This window comes from Bradyrhizobium sp. USDA 4454 (assembly GCF_054822705.1).
On the sequence record NZ_JBTRCN010000001.1, the window covers coordinates 6,773,027 to 6,790,940 of the forward strand.

At 64.5% G+C, this 17,914-nt stretch carries 14 protein-coding genes; 4 read left to right on the plus strand and 10 right to left on the minus strand.

Going from position 1 to position 17,914, the window contains the following annotated elements; genetic code table 11:
• Nucleotides 1-38: 38 nt before the first annotated feature.
• Nucleotides 39-851 (minus strand): WecB/TagA/CpsF family glycosyltransferase, encoded by an 813-nt coding sequence (locus tag ACVIW0_RS31500; RefSeq protein ID WP_461357480.1) that lies wholly within the window; start codon nt 849-851, stop codon nt 39-41.
• Between the two features lie 505 nt (nt 852-1,356).
• Here ACVIW0_RS31500 and ACVIW0_RS31505 point away from each other — a divergent pair.
• Nucleotides 1,357-2,487 (plus strand): GNAT family N-acetyltransferase, encoded by a 1,131-nt coding sequence (locus tag ACVIW0_RS31505; protein WP_461355899.1) that lies wholly within the window; start codon nt 1,357-1,359, stop codon nt 2,485-2,487.
• A 114-nt stretch (nt 2,488-2,601) separates the two neighbouring features.
• Here ACVIW0_RS31505 and ACVIW0_RS31510 read toward each other — a convergent pair whose 3' ends face one another.
• Nucleotides 2,602-3,822 (minus strand): FAD-dependent oxidoreductase, encoded by a 1,221-nt coding sequence (locus ACVIW0_RS31510; RefSeq protein ID WP_461357481.1) that lies wholly within the window; start codon nt 3,820-3,822, stop codon nt 2,602-2,604.
• A gap of 485 nt (nt 3,823-4,307) precedes the next feature.
• On the opposite strand from ACVIW0_RS31510, the gene ACVIW0_RS31515 reads away from it, so the two are divergent.
• Nucleotides 4,308-5,633, plus strand: coding sequence for a lipopolysaccharide biosynthesis protein (locus ACVIW0_RS31515; RefSeq protein WP_461355900.1), 1,326 nt, complete (start codon nt 4,308-4,310; stop codon nt 5,631-5,633).
• A 43-nt stretch (nt 5,634-5,676) separates the two neighbouring features.
• Here the strand turns inward: ACVIW0_RS31515 and ACVIW0_RS31520 are convergent, their stop codons facing one another.
• Entirely contained in the window at nt 5,677-7,779 is a 2,103-nt protein-coding gene (locus ACVIW0_RS31520; RefSeq protein ID WP_461355901.1) for a GumC family protein, read from the minus strand.
• 288 nt (nt 7,780-8,067) lie between these two features.
• Here ACVIW0_RS31520 and ACVIW0_RS31525 point away from each other — a divergent pair, with 288 nt between their 5' ends.
• Nucleotides 8,068-9,270 (plus strand): glycosyltransferase family 4 protein, encoded by a 1,203-nt coding sequence (locus ACVIW0_RS31525; protein WP_461355902.1) that lies wholly within the window; start codon nt 8,068-8,070, stop codon nt 9,268-9,270.
• A gap of 15 nt (nt 9,271-9,285) precedes the next feature.
• Complete coding sequence (locus ACVIW0_RS31530; RefSeq protein ID WP_461357482.1) at nt 9,286-10,842, plus strand: glucosamine inositolphosphorylceramide transferase family protein; 1,557 nt, start codon at nt 9,286-9,288, stop codon at nt 10,840-10,842.
• Between the two features lie 27 nt (nt 10,843-10,869).
• Here the strand turns inward: ACVIW0_RS31530 and ACVIW0_RS31535 are convergent, their stop codons facing one another.
• The 7 genes from ACVIW0_RS31535 to ACVIW0_RS31565 are packed head-to-tail and all read right to left on the minus strand — an operon-like array spanning nt 10,870 to nt 17,901.
• On the minus strand, nt 10,870-12,072 hold the full coding sequence (locus tag ACVIW0_RS31535; RefSeq protein WP_461355903.1) for an ABC transporter substrate-binding protein: 1,203 nt from the start codon (nt 12,070-12,072) through the stop codon (nt 10,870-10,872).
• Nucleotides 12,073-12,128: 56 nt separating this feature from the next.
• A complete protein-coding gene (locus ACVIW0_RS31540; RefSeq protein ID WP_461355904.1) occupies nt 12,129-12,830 on the minus strand; it encodes an SDR family NAD(P)-dependent oxidoreductase in 702 nt (233 codons plus the stop codon).
• A gap of 33 nt (nt 12,831-12,863) precedes the next feature.
• Nucleotides 12,864-13,670, minus strand: a complete 807-nt coding sequence (locus ACVIW0_RS31545) for a glutathione S-transferase family protein (protein WP_461355905.1) — start codon at nt 13,668-13,670, stop codon at nt 12,864-12,866.
• A gap of 23 nt (nt 13,671-13,693) precedes the next feature.
• On the minus strand, nt 13,694-14,854 hold the full coding sequence (locus tag ACVIW0_RS31550) for an iron-containing alcohol dehydrogenase (RefSeq protein ID WP_461355906.1): 1,161 nt from the start codon (nt 14,852-14,854) through the stop codon (nt 13,694-13,696).
• A 40-nt stretch (nt 14,855-14,894) separates the two neighbouring features.
• Nucleotides 14,895-15,668, minus strand: coding sequence for an enoyl-CoA hydratase-related protein (locus ACVIW0_RS31555; RefSeq protein ID WP_461355907.1), 774 nt, complete (start codon nt 15,666-15,668; stop codon nt 14,895-14,897).
• Nucleotides 15,669-15,679: 11 nt separating this feature from the next.
• Nucleotides 15,680-16,690, minus strand: a complete 1,011-nt coding sequence (locus ACVIW0_RS31560; protein ID WP_461355908.1) for an NAD(P)H-dependent flavin oxidoreductase — start codon at nt 16,688-16,690, stop codon at nt 15,680-15,682.
• Between the two features lie 20 nt (nt 16,691-16,710).
• Complete coding sequence (locus tag ACVIW0_RS31565) at nt 16,711-17,901, minus strand: acetyl-CoA C-acyltransferase (RefSeq protein ID WP_461355909.1); 1,191 nt, start codon at nt 17,899-17,901, stop codon at nt 16,711-16,713.
• Between the last annotated feature and the right edge of the window lie 13 nt (nt 17,902-17,914).

Here is a 17,914-nt window from a genome sequence, read left to right on the forward strand (position 1 = left end):
CGGAGGATCGGGCCGGAGCGCACATTGCACGTGGTATTTCAGTTTTTAGCCGATGGTGGCCGGGTCCGGTTGAAAAGCAGGTAGAGCGCGTGCGGATTGGTCGTCAGGTAACGCCAGAACAGCCGGCGCGGCTCGAGCCAAAGCCGCCAGGCCCATTCGAGGCCGACGATCTGCATCCATCTCGGCGCGCGCGGCCGCGAGCCGGACAGGAAGTTGAACAGTCCGCCCGAGGTCTTGATGACGCCGACATTGCCAAGCCGCGGCATGAATTCGTCGACGAAGGCCTGCTCGTAGGGCACGCCGAGCGCGACCCAGAGGAAATCCGGCGCCAGGGCGTTGATCTCGTCGACCTTGTCCCGCAGCGCCTCGCCGCGCAGATAGCCGTGCGAATGTCCGACGATCTTGAGCGCCGGATACGCCCGGCGGACATTGGCAATGGCCGCCTTGTTTTCGGCCTCGCTGGCGCCGAACAGATAGAAGGTCAGCCCGAGTTTCTCCGCCCTGCATGCAACGTCATGAAACAAATCCGTGGTCGCGACGCGCTCGGGAAGCGGCGTCGACGAGCGCAGCCTGGACACCATGACGAGCGGCTGCCCGTCGGCGTTGATGAGGTCGGCGGCGCGAAACAGCCGATCGGTCATCGGCTCGGTCGAGCAACGCGACAGCACCTCGCCATTGGCGGAGGTCAAATACAGCGGGCGGTCGACCCGCCGGTTCGGATGCACCGCCTCGACCATGAAGTCGGCGGTCTGCTCGCGATCGAGCACGGCGAGCCGCAGCCCGCCGATGGTTTCCCGCGGAACGCTGGCGGTCGCAGCCCTGCCGACCGGATTGATGCGACGCTCCGGCATGCCGGCCACGCCGTTAGGCATCGACGATCCCGCCGGCCCGCTCGCGGAGGACACAGCCTCGCCACGCGAAGTGTTGCAAATCCGGACAGGCGGAGCAGCCATGTCCGAATTGATACGCCGAGGCCGCTCGCGATCGGTCTGCGAGGACGAAATTGCGTAGGAAACACGGGCTTTTGGGCAGTGACTCGACATTTCAGCGGGGCTCCAGAACTTATCTGCCCTCAACTGCAATATCCGGTCCAGATCACGCGTGATATCTCGTCGCATCCGGATTCGGCTCGAACCGTAAGTGGATTGTTAACGATGCTCGTTGCGCGGCAGGAGGACGGCAGCGTTCGCAACTGATCCAGCGAAGTGACGCTCGACCAGCAACACTATGCAAAGATCGATGAACTACATTAATACAAATCATATTCTTTCGCTGCCCGATCCGATCAGCCTTTGCTATAACAACGCCGCGTCGGCTTGATCGGCGCTTTGAAGCTGTCGTTTTGTTTGGTCTCACATGAATAAGGATGATGACGCGTTCGATGCCAGCATCGACGACGCATTCGACTTCTTATCCGAAGAATATGCGGAATTGTTCGAAGGATCGGACGCGACCGCCTTCCAGCATCCGCTGTGGCTGGATAGCCTCTATCGCAAGCTCGCTGCTCCAGCCGCGGCGAAGCCGCTGGTCGTCGTCGTCCGTCGTCGCGCAAGCAAGGCACTCGCAGCCGTGCTGCCGATGCTGCGCGTGCGGCGCGGGCCGATGCGCACGATCGAATTCGCCGATCTTCGCGTGTCCGACTATTTGTCGCCGGTCTGCAGTATCGCGACATTTGCCGAGCTGTTGCAGGACCAGGCGGCCTGCGCGCGGATTCGACAGCTGGTGCGGCCGTTCGATCTTCTGCGCATGCCCAAGCTGCTCGATGCAAGGATGCCAATCGAGAATTTGCTCGGGGCGCCCCACCGCAGCCTGATGGACACCAACGCCTATGCGACGGTGCTGATCGCGCCGTTCGAGCAATGGCAAGTCAACGCGCTCGGGAAGTCCTACCAGAAAGAGCTGGCAAAGAAATGGCGCCAGATCCAGAAGAAGGGCACGCTCACCTTCGCGTGCTGCGACGACAGCGCTTCGATCGGCGAGGCGATGGAGACGATGCGCAAGTTCCGCGGTCCGCGGTTTCACGAACAGGGTGACGGCGACCTGCTGCAGCGTTCGGAATATTTCGATTTCTACTCCGACGTCGCGCTCCGCGGCATGGGCTCGTTCGCCCGGCTCTATGCCATGAAGATGGACGGCAACGTCATCGCCGCCGCGCTCGGGCTGGTCCATCGCGGCAGCGTCCTCGTCGTCATGACGGCATTCGACATCGAAGGATACAAGAGCCAGTCGATCGGCGCGCTGACATTCGAGAGCGTCGCCAAGGATTGCATCGCGCGCGGCGATCGCGTGCTCGATTTCACGATCGGCGACGAGCCCTACAAGAAGCAGTTCGGCGGCCAACCCACGCCGATGTCGGCGGTGACGCAGGCCGGCAGCGCGGCCGGTTCGCTTGCCCTGTTTGCGTTGAAGCAGGCGCCCTGGATCAAGCAGGCCGCCAAGCGGATGACCGACCTCAGGCCGGTCCGCGCCTCGACCGGCACACGGTAAGGTCGCCTAAAAGCATGATCCGGAAAAGTGCGAAGCGGTAGGCGTTTGCGCGGAGATCATGCTCAACAAGGAGCCAAAAAGCGCGACGACGATTCAACCCGATCTCATCGCGCTCTAGCGAAGCGCGCTGCGGACGCGCATAACCCATCCCGGATGAATGCGGTCCAGCCGGTGCGTGATCATGCGGCGCAGGAAGTGCAGCTTCCGCTGCATGGTCCAGCGTACATCGGTCTTGGAAGTTAAGGCCTCCCGGTAACGCGCCAGTTGCAGCGAGTGGCGGTCGGCAGCGAGTTTGTGCTGATCGGAATAGAATTGTGCGATCTTCTCCGTGCCCATGCCCTCGGTCTCAAGCCAGCGCGGCACATATTCGGTGCAAAGACGCTCGACATCCACCAGCAGGCGGCTCACGCCGGTACCGGCGGCCGGACAGTTGGTCTGGAACGCATCGCCGATCAGCACGACGCCCGGCTGCAGATGGCCCTCGGTCACGGACAGGTCCATGACCCAGTTCTGCACCTGGCCGACGATCTGGAAATCGCCGAGATAGCGCTCCAGACCCGGCATCAGACGGAGCAGCGTCCGCCTGGTGTCGCGGCGCAGCTCGCGCATGATCGGGTCGGTCGGATCGCGGAACATGAACAGGTTCGCCCGCATGCCGCCCGACATCGGAAACAGGCTGAGATAGTCGACGCCGTCGGCCGCCTCCTTGCCGTAGCAGGTCAGCGCGTCGAAGCCGAACGGCGCATGATCCGGCCGCGCGATCGTGAAGCCGAACGTCACCGAGTGGCGCGCGGCGATCACCTGCCGGCGCATTCCGAGATTGTAGCCGAGCGCGCTCGCCATGCCGGTCGCCAGAACGACCAGCCGCGAGACGACGCGCTTGCCGGAGGCCAGCGTCAGTTGCTGGCGGTCCTCGCTGCAGCTGACATTGGTGACCTGGTCGAGCAGGAAGGTCGACGTATCAGGCGTCAGGCCGCGGGCCATGTTGACGAGGTCGGCATAGGAGACGCCATAAGATCGGCCGACACCGATATCGACCAGTCTGCCGCCCCGGATGTTCAGCACCCGGTCGTATGACGAGGCGACAGCCTCGACGTCGTTGATGAAGCCCAGGCGGCGGAAGATATCGATCTGCCGTCCCGCGACCTTCTCGACGCGGAATTCATCCGGCGGGATCGAGCGCTTGTCGATCAGCACGACCCGGTGCCCGGCACGGGAGAGCACGGCCCGCGCGAGCGAGCCTGCCAAACCGGCGCCAACAATGGCAACGTCCGCTTCGATGACCTCAGCCTCGCCGGCTGCAATCGGCTGGGTCATGGTGTCCTCGGCAATCATCATGTCCGCTCCGACGGCTAATTGGCACGGAACTGCAATTTCCTTGCCTGCCCTGCCGCCTCGCCGAACCAGCATGACGACTTCCGTTATTGAGGTTAACGCCAGCACTCTGCGCACGATCAGCGGGTTCTCGGCACATGGCTTGCACCAGGAGCGGTGATGACACTGACCCCTGTGAGCTTCCGCAGCCGAATGGCGGGGCAATTGCCCGGCCGTGGAGCTTCGCGGCGTGTTCTTGACGCGCAAACCCGGCCGGTGCGGGGGAGAAAGCAAAGCTGCGTCGTTTGGAGACAGCGCGGACGGCGACGTTCCAGAATGGAGCAGCGCGACATAGTGGCCGGGTGCACGACTGCGCCACCTGGAGGGCAGTCGGAAGGAACGAAATTTTAGCAAGAGAACATTAACACTCCTGATCTCACCGACTGCTAGGGTCAACAGCCTGACTGGATATTGAGACATCTCCGGTGATTGCCTCTGTACTTCAAATGCTACGGCGCGATGTCACGCGCGGTGTTGCCGGGACCATCCTCCTCAAGGTCGGCAGCGGCGGGCTCGCATTTGCCCTGTTCTCGCTGGCCGCGCGGGCAATGACGCCCGACGCGTTTGGAGATTTTGCGACCTTGCTTTCCATCGCCCAGATCGCTTCGGTCGCGGGCCTGGTCGGCCAGGAGCTGCTGCTGGTTCGCTTCCTCAACGAGTACCAGGTACGCGGCCAGGCCGAGTTCACCAAGGGCGTGCTGCTGTCGAGCCTGAGGAATTCCGCGATCGGGATGCTGATCTCGATCGCGGCGATCGCCGCGGTGGCGAGCGTTCGCGGCGAGTGGTGGCTCTTGATCCTCTCGGTCTCGGCGTTCGCCGCCGTCAATGCCGGGTTGATGCTTGGCAGCCAGATCGCGCGATCCCTGGTCAGCATCCTGATGGGCGAGGGCAATCGCGAGTTCTTCTGGCGGGTTGCCGTTGTCCTGTTCCTGATCGCCGTGCTGTTCGGCCACCGCGAGCTCACTCCCGCCGAACTCTTCACCGCGATGACGGTCGCGATGGCCCTAGGGCTGGTCGTGCAGGTCGTGTCGATCCTGCGCGCGCTGCCGAACCTGCGCGAGGTCACGGCACGCTTCGAAAGCTCGCGCTGGAACCGGAGCGCATTCCGCTTCTGGCTCGCGTCCATCCTCGAAGCGGCAAACCAGTATTTCGACGTCATCCTGGTCTACTGGATGCTGGATCCGGCCACGGCAGGTGTCTATTTCGCCGCCTCGCGGCTCGCGAACATCTTCGCCATGCTCTCGGCGGCGCTTTACACATTCGGCGCGCGCCGGCTGCCCTCGCTTTATTTCAGCAAGAACCACCGCGAGCTCGAACATACGCTGAAGCTGATGGCCGAGGTGACCGCGCTCTGCGTGCTCAGTGGACTCGTGATCGTCTGGATCGGCGCTCCCTATCTGCTCGGCTTGTTCGGACCGCATTTCGCCGCGCAGCAATGGGTGTTGATCGTGCTCGCGATCGGCACGGCCTTCCAGGCGGCAGGCGGGCCGTCGGCTGCGGTGCTGCAGCTGACGGGGCATGAGCGCGATTATGTTCCGGTCGTCGCCGCCAACGTGGCGTTGCGGCTGGTCGGATTTGTCGTGCTGATCCCCTGGCTCGGCGTGCTCGGCGCCGCGATCTCGGCCACCGTGTCGCTGGTGCTTGTCACCATCGCGCTCAATGTGCTGTGCCGCCGGCGGACCGGCGTCGACCCGTCTGTTCTGGTGTTGTCGCATCTATCGTCGTCGAAGGCTGGCGTCTACACCGTCCGCGTTGCGGATAGCAACGACTAGACGCCAACGACCAGACTTCCCCCTAGGGGAAGTTAATCCGGCTTCAGCTTGCAAAACCCAGGGCTTTACCCTGAGGCGCGCGAACGGCGGCATTGACCGCCACACGATTGACGACAAGCGCGGTGGGGACAGAACCAAGCTTGGCGAGATCGGCCCGCGCCTTGCCAATCGCGGCCGAGTTGGCGGCCCCCTCGCGAACCACCAGGATGACCAGATCGGCGTGGACGGCCAGCGCCACCGCAGCCGGCTCCATGGCAAGTGACGACGCATCGACGATGATCAGGCCGAAATCGGCGCGGATATCGTCCGGCGGATAAGGCGGCGCCTTGCTGCTGCCGCCCAAGAGTTCGATGACGGACGGCAGATCGGCCTTGATGATCCCGGAACCCTGTGGCGGTGCAGCTTCTGCGCGCCTGGATTCCATCTCGATCAGGACGCTGAGCAAGCCGTTCTTCACGGCCGATCGATTGAGCCACCGTGCAACGGTGCTGCCGCCTGCACCGGCCTCGGCCGACATCAGCAGCGCCACCTTGCCGTGGTCGCCTGGAAGCTGCTCGATGTTCTCGATCAGCAACTGAAGATGCTCGCTAAGATCGGGCTCGGCCGTCGTCGCAATCGGGGTCTGCCAGACGCTCCGGACCGCATCCGGCGACACCATGTCGGGTATGCGCGCCAACACCGGCAATCCCGGCGGCAGCGCAGGCTGCGGCGCGGGTTGCAGCGCAGGTGCCTCGGCACGACGCAGCGGCTGGATAGTCTTGAGCGGGAGCTGCGCCAGATTAAGACCGGGAATCGCGACAATCGCGGTCGACGTCAGCAGCGAGACGATCGCGAGCGCGGCGAGCAACAACGGAAGCGGCGGAAGCGTCGAACGCACTGGCGGCGTCGCGGGCGACGCAACCTTGGTCTGCGAAGCCTGCAGCAGGCGCTGCTCGTCGGTCGTCTTGTAGCGCGACAGGAACTGCTCGTAGATATTCTTGTTGGCGTCGGCGTCGCGCTGCAATTCCTGCAGCTTCACCAGCGCCTGACCGTCGACCAGGATCTGCTGTTCGGCCGCCTTCAGCTGGTCCTCGAGCGCCTTCTGCTGATCGCGCTGCGCCTCGTATTCGGACTTCGCGGTGGCGATGTTCTTCTTGCGCTCGATCTCGATCTGCCTGTTGAGGTCGCTGAGCTGGCTCAGCGCCATCACGAGATCGGGATGACGATCGCCGAGCACCCCGCGCTTCTGCGCGATCTGGTCGTTGAGCGCCGAGCGCTGGGCGCGCAGCGCGCTCAGCAGGTCCTGCTTGACCGGCCCGTCGACATTGGCCTTCAGATCGCGTTGCGACTGCTCGTAGCGAGCCTTGGCCTCTTCGGCGCGGGCGCGCGCGGCGGCGACCTGCTGCGTCAGGTCGGTGACGCGCAGCTGCTGCGTGGTGGATTCCTTGCCGGCATTGACGATGCGGTGCTCGAGCTTGAATTTGGCGACGGCATCTTCCGACGACCGCAGCCGTTCGTTCAATGTCTTGAGCCGGCTCTTCAGCCAGTCGGCGGCTTCGTCGGTTGCCACGCTGCGGGTTCCGCGCTGGCTGGCGACGAACGCTTCGGCCACCGCATTGGCGTAATACGCTGCCCGCTGCGGGTCGTTGGACGTGAACTTGATGGCGATGACATAGGTCAACCCACGCCTGCTGATGTCGAGCCGGTTGCGAAACCGGTCGAGCAGGCGCGTGGCGTCGGTTCTGCCGCCTGCGATGTCATCGTCCTGGGCAACCTTGAGCTGCTCGATCAGCGGCCCGAGAAATCCATCGGATTTGGCGATCTCGACATAGCTCTGCAATGCCGCGGCATCTTGACCGATCCCCGGCAGGACGTCCTGATCGGTGGTGACACGTTGTTCCCGCGGGTCGACCACGACGAGCGCAGTCGCGGCGTAGCGCGCCGGGATCAACATCAGCAAGATGATACCGACGGCGAAAATGACCGCGGCGAGCATCAGGATGCGTTGGCCGTTCTCGCGAAAAAACGCCAGCACGCCGGAAAGGCTCAGCACGCCCTTGGTGGTTTCCGGGGAAGCTTGGCCGGTCGGCACGCCGGAACCCTCCCACGACGCTGCGGGTCCCGTGGCTTCGGAACGTCTCGGGCCGACGCGGCTACCGAACTTCATGGGCTCTAACTCAAATTCAACTGACGGCGCTGCTCAGCGCGCGCCCAACGTAAATATCTATGGTTAACCTGCGGTTACCCTCTCCTTGCGCGGCCGTAACCAATTAGTTAACGAGCCAGCTGTACTCTGTGTGTGAGACGATGGCTCTCGATTGCTGGCAATGTCTGATCGCACTAAATGAGCAGTAACCTCACCACGCGCTACTCGGTGCACGAGCACGCTTCGCGTGATAAGTACGCGCGCAAAAATGGGGAAGACCAATCCACTCCCCCGACGGGTGAGGAATCCGTGCTCCATTACACGCCAAGTACAGAACTGAGCATAGAGCTGCGCGACGCATCGATCGCAGCAGGCGATCGACCGAACGAGAGCAAGCCAAAGCTGCGCGTTGTCCTGGTGCAAACCCAGGCCGAGAACGCCGGCGCGCAGGAGATATCGCGGCTGCTCGGCGCCGGCCTTAGCGCACGCGGCTATCACGTCACCAACCTGTTCTTCTTCCGCAAGTCGGATTCGTTCGACGAGCCGCCCAATACGTATTATTGCGCGCCGAGCCGTCCGGGAAACCCGGTGGCGCTGCTGCGCATGCTGTGGACGCTCGCCGGTCATCTCAGGCGCATCAGGCCCGATGTCGTCCTGACCTTCCAGCATTTCGGCAACGTGATCGGCGGCGGCGTGTCGCGCCTGGTCAGCCGCGCGCCTGTCGTCGCCAACCAGGTTTCCTCGGCGCTGTCGATGAGCATGCCGGTGCGCGCCGCCGACATCATCATGGGCTCGACCGGCTTCTTCCAGTGCATCACGCTGAACTCGCGCGACATGGAACGGGAATACGCCCGCTATCCCGCGCCTTATCGATCGCGCATGAAGCATGTCCCGCATGGCTTCGACGACAAGTCGCACAGCCTGCCAAAGGCTATTGCGCGGCAGCAGTTCAAGTTGCCGCCGGATCGCACCCTGCTCGGCTGCGCCGCGAGACTGCATCCGCACAAGCGGCTCGATGCGGCCATTCGCCTGCTTGCTGCCGACCCGTCCTGGCACCTTGCCCTCGCCGGCCAGGGCGCGGATGAAGACCGGCTGCGCACGCTGGCGAATCAACTTGATGTCTCGGACCGGCTGCACTTCATCGGCGAGATCCCGCCGCGCCAGATGGCCGACTTTTTGGCCTGCCTCGACGTCTTCGTCTTCCCGTCACAAGCCGAGACCTTCGGCCTTGCGGCGGTGGAGGCCGCGAGCGCCGGCATTCCCTGCGTCGTCAATGATCTTCCCGTGCTGCGCGAGGTGCTGTCGTACCAGGGACAACCTGCCGCGGTGTTCGTTGACGCCGCGAACGATGCCGAGTTTGCCGCCGCCGTATCGAAAGTCCTGACCGACCGTTTGTTGAGCGACCAGCTGCGGCAAAGCGCCGTGGGCCTCAAGTCGCGCTATTCGTTGGATGCCATGATAGAGGAATACGTCCGCATTCTCGGCAATGCCGTGGGAGCTGACGCGCACTAGGAAGTTGGGTTGGCCATGATTATCGAGTTTCGCTGCGATCGTGGGCAGGCGCGGCTCTGGATGTGCCGCGAGTCGCTGCGCATCAACGATCAGGATATTCCCGTTCAAATCACCTGGATCACGACGCCGGGCCCGCGCCCAGCGGGCCTCGACGCACTGTTCGAGCTGGAGCGCATCGTTCTGCGCAAGGGCAAGACCGGAGGCGCCGACAGGCTGAAGGTGATCCCGGAGCGGCCGCGCGCAGGCGACCCCGACGTGGTGGTCGACTTCACCGCGGCCGAGCGCGATCCGAACTGCGCCGCCCGGCTCTACCTCCGTCCACGGTTCAACGGGCACGCCGGAGAAGATGCCGCGCTCGCGGCCATTCTCGTTGGTGACTTGCCGGTGATCGAAATCGTCAATGAGCGCGACGGCACGGTCATGGACCGCGGCCATCCGTCGGCGGAAATCGCGACCGGCCTGAGCGGCGGGCTGGAAACGGTGATGACACGAACGCTGTCGATGCTGCCGCCGATCCTGTCGGGGGCGCCGCGGCTGGTGCCGCAACTGGCCGCTCCGGCGACCGGCGGCGCAGCGCCCAATCCCGCGCCCTTTGTCCTGCGCGGCGTGGCGACCTCGATCGCAAAGGAAATCTACCGCCTGTGCTGCTACGCGCCGCATTGGCATGTCGGCTGGCGCTACGCCGAGAACGCCGATGTCTGGCGTACCGGCGATCTGTCGGGGCCGTCCTGGAACGTACTCGGCGATCCCGGCAACCATTTCTATGCAGATCCCTTCCCCGTGAAATGGCAGGGTCGGACGTTCGTCTTCTTCGAAGATCTCGATCACCGGACCGGCAAGGGCATCATCTCCACGATCGAGTTCGACGGCAACGGACCGGTCGGCACGGTGCTGCCCGTGCTGGAGGAGCCCTGGCACCTGTCGTACCCGTTCCTGATCGAGAGCGATGGCGAACTCTGGATGATCCCGGAGAGCACCGCGCATCGCGACGTTCCCATCTACAAATGCATCCGCTTTCCGGACAAATGGGAGCGGCACTCCACGCTGCTGTCGGGGCTCGAACTGGCTGACGTGACCATCACGCAGCACAATGGCCTCTATTACATGTTCGGCGCCTGGCGCGACGGCACCGGCGGGTATTCCGACACGCTGGCGATCTACTACGCCGAGCATTTGTTCGGCCCCTGGCAACCGCATGCCGCCAATCCGATCCTGATGGATCGCGCAACCACGCGGCCGGCAGGCAATTTCGTAACCATCGATGGCAAGCTATGGCGGCCGGTGCAGGATTGCAGCACCGGATATGGCGCGGCGCTCGGCCTTGCGGAAGTGCTCGAACTGTCGCCGACGACGTACAAGCAGGCCGTGCGACACCTGCTCAAGCCCGGGCCGTTGTGGACCGGACGCAAGCTGCACACGCTCAACCGCTGCGGCCGGCTCGAGGTGATCGACGGCTCGCGGGTTCAGCCTAAGACCGCGGCCTTGCTGGCGAGCCTTCGGTCGAGCGACCGGTCGTCGCAATGGGATTGGCGCAGCGCGCTGGCGAAGCCGATCGCGCGAAGGCCGCACTAGCGCGCTGCATTGACCGCCGGCCCGCGCTCAGTTCGTGTCGGCGCTGAGCACGCCGCCGAACTGCTCCCATGAGCTTCCGGTCCAGCGCTGCAGCTGCAGCTGCGTGTACGCCATGCTGTTGTCAGGACCAGTGTTGACGGTGATGCCCGGCATCAGGGTCGGCAGCACCAGCCCCTTGATGTTGCGCGCCTGCTTGACGATGTTCTCGCGCGACAGATCGTCGCCGCACTGTTTCAGCACCTGCTCCAGGATCTGGCCCTGATGGGTGCCGAACAGATAGTTGCTGTCGCCGATATCGGAGCCCGGAAGATACTTCTCGAAATGGGCGCGATACCATTTGATGCCGGGATCGTCGGCCCACTTCTTGTCGTTCGGGTCCTTCGCGATGGTCGCGACCACGACGCCGACCGCCTTGTCCGCGCCGGCCGGCACGATGGTCGAGGAGACCGAGCTCGACACATAATTGACGATGGTGAGCGGCGTCCAGCCGATCTCGTTCGCCTTCTTGATCGCCTGTGCGGCGAATTTCGGCGTGCCGGCGATCAGGAACGCCTGGGCGCCGGACGCTTTGAGCGTGACCACGCGGGATTCGATGGTGGGCTCGGTGACCTCATAGGGAGACGTCACCACCTTCCTGTCGAAATCGGCCTTCAGCACCTCCTTGAACGCGGCGACGAAATCGCGGCCGAGATCGTCGTTCTGGTAGAGGATCGCGATCTTCGCATCGGGCGCCGTCTGGGTGATGTATCTTGCGTAGATCTTGCCTTCGGTGTTGTAGCTCGGCAATCCGGTGGTGGTCAGCGGAAACTCGCTGAAATTCGCGAATTTGGTGGCGCCGCTGACCACGAACAGATGCGGCACCTTCTTCGCTGTGACGTATTTGATGGTCGCACCGATCCCAGGTGTGCCGAGCGGGCTGAACAGGAACGCCACCTCGTCGCTCTCGATCAGCTTGCGGGTCTGCTCCACCGCCTTCGGCGGCGTGTAGGCGTCGTCATAGGTGATGAGGTTGATCTTGCGGCCATTGATGCCGCCGCGGTCATTGACGGAATGGACATAGGCGATCAGGCCCTTGCCAACGTTACTGAGCGGGGATGCCGGACCGCTGAACGGGAACGTCGCCCCGACCTTGATTTCCGACTCCGAAACCCCTGGCGTTTCGGCGCGGACCGAAGCTGCCGCAAAGGCCGCGAGCGCGGCAATGGACAAAGCAAACGTCTTCAACGACATGAAATTCCCCCTGAGCTTTTATGAATTGAATTTGCTCTTGACCGCCGCCGCGCTGCCTACCAGGCCTCGCCGAACGGCCTGATCTCGACGTTGAACGACCACGCGCTGCGATCCTGATGGGCGATGTGCCAGACCTCGTCCGCGATCGCCCGCGGCTTGATGAAGAAATCGTCCGGCCGGTCCGGCCAGCGCTTCCGGGTCCACGCGAGATCGATCACTGCATCGATCACGAGATAGGCCACGTGGATGCCCTGCGGTCCCAAATCGCGCGCCATCGCTTCGGCGAGAATGCGCTGCGCCGCCTTGGTCGGCGCGAACCCCGCGAAGCCGGCCTTGCCGCGCAATGCCGAGGTGTTGCCGGTGGCAACGATGGCGCCCTTGCCTGCGCCGATCATCGCCGGCGCAAAGCGCCGCGCCAAATACAGCAGGCCCATCGTGTTGACCTGGAAGTTGCGATTGAGAATTTCGGGATCGATCTCGCGGAAGGTGCCGAACGCGCCGCCGACGGCGTTGTGGATCACGACGCCGGGGTTGCCGAGATCGCGTTCCACGGCCGACGCCACCGCCTCGACCTGCGCGGGATCGGACACATCGCAGCGATAGGCCTTGGCGCCCGGCAGTTGCTGCGCGAGCGCGGCAAGACGCTCCTCGTTCCTGGCAAGCAGCGCGACGCGATAGCCGCCCTCCGCGAACCGCCGGGCGAGCGCCGAACCGGTGCCGGGACCAACGCCGGATATCAGACAGATAGGTGCGGTCATGCGATCACTCCTCGGCGTTGCGGCCAACGCATTTCAGGCGGCCGCCTTCGACAACAGCTTCTCGACGTAAGGCTTGAGCTCCGGTCTGAAATGTTCGTGATCGACCAGCCGGGCAAAGTGCGCGAACGTCAGCGGATATTCATCCCTTGCGCCCGGATGCAGAATCTTCTGCAAGCCCAGCTTGCTCAGTTGCTCGGTCCGCGCATGCTCATTCATGAACAGCGCGAGCTCGGCGGCAAAGCAGATGTCGGCTATCGAGATTCCGTCACCGACCAGCGTCGCTCGCTGTGCCGACAGGGCCTGCTCGATCCCGGAGGCATAAATCGCGAACGCGTCTTTCGCGCGCGCGTGAATGGCCGCATCGACCGTGCCGCCCGACAGCGCCAGCAGATAGATCTGCGAGTCCCGCGCGAAGACCAGGCTGACATCGAGAAAGCTGTCGATCCGCGACGCCTCATAGGCGTCATGCCCGTAGAGCGGAAACTTCGCTTCGCCAAGCCGCGCCACCGCGCGCATGATGCTGTTCGATTCGAAGATACCGACCCTGCCATCGGCCCCGAACGCGGCCGGCACGTTGCCGAACGGCTGCGCTGCCATGAATGCGTCGGTCTTGAACAGCTGCGCGCCGGTCAGCCCGACCCGGCCGGTCCGCGCCAGAGAGGCCAGCTCGGCGCGTTCCTGCTCCGCCAGCGGACGGGCATCATAGTCCCACAACCAGTCGCGCAATTCCCTGCCCGAGGCGCCCCTGACCTCGACGTCGACGCCGCAGAACCGCGCGGCGACGGTCGCCTTCCAGACCCGCGGATTCGGCAGATAGGAGAAAATGCGCAAGGCGGCCATGGCGTGCTCCGGGTGCTGCTGCGTCAGGCCGCCAGCTTCAGGATCTTGACGACGTCGGCGGGCTCGCGGATCGGCTGCGGGTTGGCGCGGGTGAAGATCGACAGCATCGCGTTCTTGCCGATCAGCTCGAAGCGATCCTCGCCGACACCGACATCGGCAAGCCGCCGCGGCAGGCCGAGCTCCGCGATGAATGCGGCAAATGCCTCGCCGGCGTCGCGTCCCGGCGCGCCGAGCGCGGCGGCGATCGATTGCTGGGCCGCTTCCGTCGCAGGACGGTTGTAGCGCAGCACGCTCGGCATCATGACCGCCGTGCAAAAATAATGCGGGACGTTGCAGGTGCCGCCGAGCACGTGACCGATGGCGTGGCTGGCGCCCATCGGCACCCGCGACTGCAATCCGAACGCGGACAGCCAGGAACCGAGCTGGCAATTCAGCCTTGCCGCCTCGTCGTCGGGATTGGCCTTGGTGCGCAGCAGGCCGTCGTGCAGATAGCGCAGCCCCTGCTGGCACACCGCATCGACCAGCACGTTGGGGCGGCTCGAGCAGATCGCCTCGATGCCGTGGTCCATCGCGCGCGTGCCGGAGCCGAGCCAGAGCTTCTCCGGCGTATACTTCGTGATCGCGGGATCGAGAATGATGCTGCGCGGCATCATCATCGGGTGGTTGAAGATCTGCTTCAGCTTGCGGCTGGTGTCGGTGACCAGTGCGCCCGAATTGTATTCGCCGCCCGACAGCGTGCTCGGGATCGCGATCATCCGGACCTTCGGGTTTCGAAACGCGCCGAAGCGGCGATCCGGCGTAGTCTCGAAGCCGTCGAGCCCTGCGGGCGCGAAGATCTCGTGCTCGATGCACATCAGCACGATCTTTGCCGCATCGACCACCGAGCCGCCGCCGATCGCGACGACGAGGTCGGCCTTGGCCTCGCTGGCGAGCCGCGCGATCTGCGTCACCGCGTCCCTGGTCGTGTGCTGCGGCACGCCGTCGAAGGTCGCGGCATGGCGATCGCCGAGCGCTTTGCGGATCTTCTCGATCTCGTCGGTCGTAGTGTTCAACGTCCGGCTGGCGATCAGATAGACGCGTTTGGCGCCCAGCCGCTCGGCCTCCTCGCGCAGCGCCTCGGCTGCCGGCTTGCCGTAGATCACGGTTTCCATGCTGGGGTATTGATGGCTGCCGGTTACGTGCATGCTTTCGCTCCCTCGATGTATCCGTGAATGGCGCTGTCGGTCAGGCCGACAGCTTGGTGAAATCGGGCTGACGCCGCTCGGCGAAGGCGGCGAAGGCCTCGCGCGCCTCGGGCGTCGTCAGACGTTCCTTGAACAGCGCACCCTCCGCTGCGATCTGCGCCGCGATGCGCTGCTGCTCGCGCATCAGCTGCTTGGTCAGGCTGAGCGAACCCGCCGGCCGCTTGGTCAGCGCGATTGCCGCATCATGGGCTTTGTTCCGAAGATCGGCCGGCGGCACCACAGCATTGGCGAGACCGGATGCCAGGGCACCCGGCGCGTCCATCGGCTCGCCGAGCGCAAACATCGCATAGGCGCGCGCGTGCCCGATCCGCAAGGGTAGCAGCCAGCTCGATGCCGCCTCCGGCACCAGCGCCAGATTGACGAATGGCGTGATCAGCCGGGCGTTCTCAGCGAGATAAACCAGGTCGCAATGCAGCAGCATGGTGGTGCCGACGCCGACCGCATTGCCCTGCACCGCGGCGACCACTGGCTTGCCGACCTTGCTGATGGTCTCGATGAAGCGATGCGCCGGGCTGTCGACCGCGCTTTCGCCGCGCGCTTGGCTCGCGAAATCGGCGAGATCATTGCCCGCGGTAAAACTGTCGCCATCACCCTGGAACAGGATCACGCGGACGGACGGATCCGCCTCGGCCTGCTTCAGCGCGTTCGACATCGCGTCATACATGGCGCCGGTCAACGCGTTCTTCTTCTCGGGCCGGCGCAAGGTCAGCGTCATGACGCCGGCGGCGATTTCGACTTGGACGCGCTCGGTCATGGCAATCTCCCTTAAGCGACCGCGCGGGCCGCCGTGGTTTCAAACCTGCCGTCGAGAAAGCCAGTCAGCCGCTGCCGGATGATCGCTTCGGCCTCGGTCATGATGCGGTCGATCAGTTCCTTGACCGTCGGAATGTCGTGGATCAGGCCGACCACCATGCCGCAGCTCCAGGCGCCGGCATCCATCTCGCCGTCGATCATCACCTTGGGGTAGACGCCGGCGACCTGCTCGTGGATGTCCTCGATCTTGAGCTTGGCGCCTTTCTCGCGCTCGATCTCGAGCAGCTCATCGACGCCCTTGTTCTTCAGCACCCGCTCGGTGTTGCGCAGCGCCCGCATCACCAAGCGGGTGTCGAGCTCGTCGGCATCGAGCAGCGCCTGCTTCACATTGGGATGCACCGGCGCCTCCTTGGTCGCGATGAAGCGCGTGCCCATGTTCATGCCGGCGGCACCCATCGACAGCGCCGCGACGAGGCTGCGCGCGTCCGCCATGCCGCCCGAGGCGACAAACGGGATTGTCAGCTCGTCGGCTGCGCGCGGCAGCAGGATCATGTTCGGGATGTCGTCCTCGCCGGGATGGCCGCCGCACTCGAAGCCGTCGACGCTGACCGCGTCGCAGCCGATCTTCTCGGCCTTCAGCGAATGCCGCACCGAGGTGCATTTGTGGATCACCTTGATGCCGGCCGCTTTCAGCGCCGGCATGTATTGTTCGGGGCTGCGGCCCGCGGTCTCCACCGCCTTGACGCCGCCCTCGCGGATCGCGGCGATGTATTCCGGATAGGGCGGCGCGGTGAAGCTCGGCAGGAAGGTGAGGTTCACGCCGATCGGTTTGTCGGTCATGTCGCGGCAGCGCGCGATCTCCTTGGCCAGCAATTCCGGCGTCCGCTGGGTCAGGCCGGTGATGATGCCGAGGCCGCCGGCATTGGACACCGCGGCCGCCATCTCGGCAAAGCCGACATAATGCATGCCGCCCTGGATGATCGGGTGCTGGATGCCGAACAGTTCAGTGATTGCTGTCTTCACAAGTCGCTCCCGCGTTTCGGTCAATTGATAATTTCGAACAGGCCGGCCGCCCCCATGCCGCCGCCGATGCACATGGTCACCACGCCATACTTCGCCTTGCGCCGCCGGCCCTCGATCAGCAAGTGGCCGGTCAGCCGCGCGCCGGTCATCCCATAGGGGTGGCCGATCGCGATCGAACCGCCATTGACGTTGAGCTTCTGCGGATCGATGCCAAGCTTGTCGCGGCAATAGATCACCTGCACCGCATAGGCCTCGTTGAGCTCCCAGAGATCGATGTCGTCGATCTTCAGATTGTGCCGCTTCAACAGCCGCGGGATCGCGGCAACCGGGCCGACGCCCATCTCGTCCGGCTCGACGCCGGCGGCGACGAAGCCGCGGAAGATGCCGAGCGGCTTCAGGCCCTTCTGCGCGGCGATCTTGTCGCTCATGATCACGCAGGCCGAGGCGCCGTCGGAGAGCTGGCTGGCATTGCCGGCGCTGATGGTCTTGCCCTCGAACACCGGCCTGATCTTGGCAAGGCCCTCCGCCGTGGTGTCGGGCCGCGGGCCTTCATCCTTGGCTAGTGTCACCTGCTGATAGCTGACCTCCTTGGTGTCCTTGTTGACCACGGCCATCTTGGTCGTGATCGGCACGATCTCGTCGCTGAAGCGGCCGCCCTGCAGCGCGGCGCCGACTCGGCGCTGGCACTCCAGGCTGTACTCGTCCTGCTTGTCGCGGCCGATCCCGTAACGCTCGGCGACGACCTCCGCCGTCTCCAGCATCGACATGTACATCTCGGGCTTCATCGCCATCAGCTCGTCGTCGACGGCGTGGAACCGATTCATGTGCTCGTTCTGCACCAGGCTGATCGACTCGATACCGCCACCGATCGCGATCTCGACGCCGTCAAGCATCACCGAGCGCGCGGCGACCGCGATCGCCTGCAGACCTGAGGCGCATTGCCGGTCGATGGTGGTGCCGGCCACCGTGACCGGCAATCCGGCGCGGATCGCGCCCTTGCGCGCGACGTTCATCACCATGGTGCCCTGCTGCATCGCGCAGCCCATCACCACGTCCTCGACTTCGCCGGGCGCGATGCCGGCGCGTTTCACGGCTTCGGCCATGACGTGCCCGGCCAGGGTTGGCCCGTCGGTGTTGTTGAGCGCGCCGCGATAAGCCTTGCCGACGCCGGTGCGCGCGGTGGAAACGATGACTGCGTCTGACGATGACATGCTTGCCTCTCTG